Annotated in this window: 5 protein-coding genes; all 5 read right to left on the bottom strand. The window is 63.9% G+C overall.

The features are described 5' to 3' along the window. Positions 1–40: 40 nt before the first annotated feature. Positions 41–376, bottom strand: coding sequence for a nitrogenase-stabilizing/protective protein NifW (nifW, locus tag AC5JJ6_RS02745; protein ID WP_496040578.1), 336 nt, complete (start codon positions 374–376; stop codon positions 41–43). A 40-nt stretch (positions 377–416) separates the two neighbouring features. After that, positions 417–1,256 (bottom strand): serine O-acetyltransferase, encoded by an 840-nt coding sequence (cysE, locus tag AC5JJ6_RS02750; protein ID WP_496040579.1) that lies wholly within the window; start codon positions 1,254–1,256, stop codon positions 417–419. A gap of 26 nt (positions 1,257–1,282) precedes the next feature. After that, a complete protein-coding gene (nifV, locus tag AC5JJ6_RS02755; protein ID WP_496040580.1) occupies positions 1,283–2,443 on the bottom strand; it encodes a homocitrate synthase in 1,161 nt (386 codons plus the stop codon). Between the two features lie 178 nt (positions 2,444–2,621). Continuing rightward, on the bottom strand, positions 2,622–3,818 hold the full coding sequence (gene nifS / locus AC5JJ6_RS02760; RefSeq protein WP_496040581.1) for a cysteine desulfurase NifS: 1,197 nt from the start codon (positions 3,816–3,818) through the stop codon (positions 2,622–2,624). A 6-nt stretch (positions 3,819–3,824) separates the two neighbouring features. Beyond that, on the bottom strand, positions 3,825–3,946 hold a 122-nt coding region (locus tag AC5JJ6_RS02765; RefSeq protein WP_496040582.1), incomplete at its 5' end, for a NifU family protein.

A 3,946-nucleotide genomic window follows, 5' to 3' on the forward strand; every position in this document is an offset into this window, starting at 1 on the left:
TTGTCGCCTATCTGACAGGAGTTATTGGTTGTCGGCTTTGTCACCGGACGCCGGCGAGCGTCAGGCTCTCGAGCGAGACGAAGCTGGCATTGTGCCGGTCGGCCTGCTCCTTGTGGACCTTGAACACCTTCTCCGCGATCGCGTCCGACTTGACGAAGTCGGCATAGGCCTGGGAAATCAGCGCCTTGTAGCGGTCGCGCAGCAGCTCGTCGGACAGCGTGTCGAGGTTGGTTTCCTCGGTCAGGTAATCGTGGAACCGCTGGAGGATATGAAGCCGGTTGACGTGGACGACACGGGCATCGAACTCGATTCCGAAGAACCGCAGGAAATCCTCGGCGGTTTCGAGATCTTCCAATTCGTCATAAAAGCTGCTCATCCGGGTATTCCTCATGGTTCTGGAGGTTCAGAGCGAAATCTCAATGCTTGCAGGAAGGTCCGCCGGGCGTGTTTTCACACCCCGGCAGGATGCAGCCGGGCTGGTCGCAGCTGTTGCCGCACCGGGCACAGACGATGCCCTCCAGGGCATCGTGCAGGGCGCCGGTGACTTCATCGGCGGTATGCTGCTCCAGACGGTTTTCGATCCTGTTAATGTGGTCGATCAGGCAGGCGAGCGCCCGGCCGACCGGGTCGGGCATCAGGTGGTGATCCAGGTCGATGCCATGGTCGGTAAAGCGGCGCTCGACCGGCTTGACGATGCGGCCGGGGATGCCGACCACCGTCATCTCGGCCGGGACATCCTTGGTCACCACCGAATTGGCCCCTACCCTGCCGTTGCGGCCGATCGTGATCGGCCCCAGGATCTTGGCGCCCGCCCCGCACATGACGCCGTCTTCCAGCGCCGGGTGGCGCTTGCCTTTGTTCCAGCTCGTTCCGCCCAGGGTGACACCATGGTAAAGCGTGACATCGTCGCCGACCACCGAGGTCTCACCGATCACGACGCCCGCTCCATGGTCGATAAAGAAGCGGCGTCCGATGGTTGCGCCGGGATGGATATCGATGTTGGTGATCATGCGCCCCATATAGCTCAAAAAGCGAGCGGGCCAGCGTGCGCCACGGTGCCACAGGGCATTGGAGATCCGGTAGGCGATCAGCGCGTGAATACCGGGATAGCAGGTCAGGACGTCGAAGGTTCCGCGGGCGGCTGGATCGCGCTGTGCGACGCACGCCACATCCTCGCATAGCAATCGCCAGATACCGAGTTCGCCCCCAAGGGCCGGGGAAGACTGGTCGGGGGTTGCGTCGCTCACTCCGGTCATGCCGGGAACCTCCCGCTTATGGTGTGTCAGGAAACCAAAGCCGCTTTTGCTGAGTTCTCTACCACGATTTCGCAATGAAACCGGACGAGTTCGTCGGAGGTCGGCGGCCGTTTGTGGGAACCCGCCAGACTGCGCACACGCGGCAGGATCGCCTGAGCCTCGATGTCGCTGACCTCTATGCCAAGGCCCGAATAGGCCAGCTTGATCGCGGCCGAGCCGGAATGCTTGCCCAGCACGATGCTGTGCCGCCGGCCCAGTTCGGCAGGATCGATACCCTGATATGTCAGCGGATCGCGCATCAGCCCGTCGACATGGATGCCGGATTCATGGGTAAAGACGGCGCCGCCGACGATGCTCTTGTTGATCGGGACCGGCCGGTTGGATGCAGCCGCCACCAGTTCGGAAATTGCCGCAAGCCGCAGCGAATCGACGCCGCTGTCCAGCCGGTAGAGATGGCGCATCGCCATCACGATCTCTTCCAGCGCGGCGTTGCCGGCCCGCTCGCCCAGCCCGTTGACGGTGGTGTTGATATGGGTCGCCCCGCCGCGCACGGCGGCCAGCGAGTTGGCGGTGGCCAGCCCCAGATCGTCGTGGGCGTGGATCTCGATCTCCAGATCCGTGTTGGCGCGCAGACGCTGGATGCAGGCGAATGTTTCGAACGGGTCGAGCACGCCCATCGTATCGGCGAAGCGGAAGCGCTGCCCGCCCGCCGCCTGCACGGTTTCCGCCACCTGGAGCATGAAGTCCATGTCGGCGCGGGAGCTGTCCTCGCCTCCGAAGTTCACGTCCATGCCCAGATCCTTGGCCGCGCGGATCTGATAGTCGATCTGCTGGAGCGCCCAGGCGCGGTCGCGTCCCAGCTTGCGCTGGATATGGAGATCCGACACCGGCATGGACATGTTGACGATCGACACGCCGCAGTCCTTCGCCAGAGCCAGATCGTCGCCCCGCATGCGGCACCAGACCATCAGGCGGGCACGGGCAAGTCCGGCGGCCACGACGGCGCGGATGCTCTCGCGCTCTTCCTCGCCCATGGCGGGAATGCCGATCTCGAGTTCGGGGACGCCGGCCGCGTCCAAGGCGCGGGCGATGGCGATCTTCTCGTCGATCGTGAAGGCCACACCGGCGGTCTGTTCACCGTCGCGGAGCGTGGTGTCGTTGATCGTGACGAGGCGCGGTTCGATCATCGCAATAGCCTCAAAAAACGGACACGGGGGGATGAAATTGACCGCTGTGAGACCCTGTTCAGCGGGCTATTCCTCGTAGGTCGGATAAAGCGAAGCGGCATCCGACAAGCGGGCGCGTCGATGTCGGCTGCCGCTTCGCTTTAGACCAACCTAAGGTTGTTCTAACAAATAGATTCGGTCAGGAATAGACCGGCTGGAATGCCGTGCTGGCGCCCTGATTGGTCCAGTAGGGCGACAGCTTGCGCAGCCGCTCGATGATTCCCGGCATGACCTCGATCACCTTGTCGATCTCCGCCTGCGTGGTATCGCGCGACAGGGAGAAGCGGGTGGCGCCATGGGCTGCGGTATAGGGAACACCCATCGCCCGCATGACATGGCTCGGCTCGAGCGAGCCGGAGGTGCAGGCCGAACCGGACGAGGCGGCGATGCCGAACTCGTTCATCAGCAGCAGGATCGCCTCGCCCTCGATGAACTCGAAAGCGATGTTGGCGGTGTTCGGCAGCCGGTTGGCCGGGTTGCCGGTGACGAAGCAGTTGGGAATCGCCTCGATCAGCGCCGCTTCCAGCCGGTCGCGCAATGCCGCGACTTGTCCCAGTTCGATCGGCAGGGCTTCGCGCGCCAGCTGGCAGGCCTTGCCCAGGCCGACGATGGCCGGAGCGTTCTCGGTGCCGGCCCGGCGTCCGCGCTCCTGATGGCCGCCGCGAAACAGCGGACGGAAGCGGATGCCGCGCTTCAGGTACAGCGCGCCGACGCCCTTGGGGGCGTGGAGCTTATGTCCGGAAAGCGACAGCATGTCGATTTCCGAGTTGGCGAGATCCATCGGGATCTTGCCGACCGCCTGCACCGCATCGGTGTGGAACAGCGCGCCGACCTTCTTCGCCATGACAGCCAATTGCTCGACCGGGAAGATGGTGCCGGTCTCGTTGTTGGCCCACATGATCGAGACGATGGCGACGTTCTCCGACAGGGCCGCCTCGTAGGCCGCCATATCAAGGTCGCCCTTGCCGTCCACCGGAATGCGGTGGACTTTGTAGGCTTCCTTGCTTTCCAGGTAGTCGCAGAAGCTGAGGACGGCCGGGTGCTCGACGACAGAGGTCACGATCTCGCGGCGCTTGGGATAGGCCTTCAGCGCCGACAGGATCGCGGTGTTGTCGGATTCCGTGCCGCCCGAGGTGAACACGATCTCGGTGTCGAAGGCGGCACCGAGCAGCTTCTGCACTTCGCCGCGCGCCCACTCGATCTTGCCGCCGACGGCGGCGCCGTAGCCGTGCATCGAGGATGGGTTGCCGAAATGCTCGGTGAAGAGCGGCAGCATTTCGGCGACGACAGCGTCATCGACGCGGGTGGTGGCGTTGTTGTCCAGGTAAATGCCCATCGCCGCTTACTCCGCCGCCATCATGGTGTGGGGAATGACGCGGACCAGCTCGCCAAGCTTCTCGACCAGCTTGGTCTGGATGCCCTCGATCGTCACCGATGCCATCTGGCAGCCGGAGCAGGCCCCGG

It is taken from the genome of Skermanella sp., from assembly GCF_059503625.1.

What these genes read in the sequence shown, in the direction of transcription:
- nifW (WP_496040578.1), bottom strand. Translation starts at nt 376, where the DNA reads ATGAGCAGCTTTTATGACGAATTGGAAGATCTCGAAACCGCCGAGGAT.
- nifS (WP_496040581.1), bottom strand. Translation starts at nt 3,818, where the DNA reads ATGGGCATTTACCTGGACAACAACGCCACCACCCGCGTCGATGACGCT.
- cysE (WP_496040579.1), bottom strand. Translation starts at nt 1,256, where the DNA reads ATGACCGGAGTGAGCGACGCAACCCCCGACCAGTCTTCCCCGGCCCTT.
- nifV (WP_496040580.1), bottom strand. Translation starts at nt 2,443, where the DNA reads ATGATCGAACCGCGCCTCGTCACGATCAACGACACCACGCTCCGCGAC.